The following is a 373-nucleotide window of genomic DNA, read 5'->3' on the forward strand; positions in this document are numbered from 1 at the left end:
TTGAGCTAAGCAGCACGATTGATGATGGCGTGGCCGATTTCGTGGTTTGGATCATTCAGCAGGTGATGCCCGAAATCCGAAACGATTTGGCGCATCTTACCGAAACTGAAGTCGAGCAGGTGGCTTCTAAAGCACGGACCGCTGAAATGATGCGCGTGCTGCGTATTCTTGATATGTGTATGGTAGAACCGCGCGCCGAGGCCCAGTCGGTAGAAGCGGCCTATGCACGACGTGTGCGTGAAAAGTTGCTGAGCTAAGGAGAATTATGACACGAGAACAACGCGTGGCGTGCCGAGAAGCTTTCGAACGCACGACGGGCCGCACCATGATTCTATATCGCGGCGGTGACAACTATTTGGACCCAAAAACGACC

The 373-nt window shown here is 53.4% G+C and carries 1 protein-coding gene; it reads left to right on the top strand.

Annotated features, from left to right (window positions below; translation table 11 throughout):
• A partial coding sequence (locus AC1RPQ_RS08130) for a hypothetical protein (RefSeq protein WP_481762282.1) occupies positions 1-257 on the top strand: 257 nt, incomplete at its 5' end.
• Positions 258-373: the final 116 nt, after the last annotated feature.

The organism is Dellaglioa sp. CoH-57-MRSF-21, assembly GCF_056781915.1.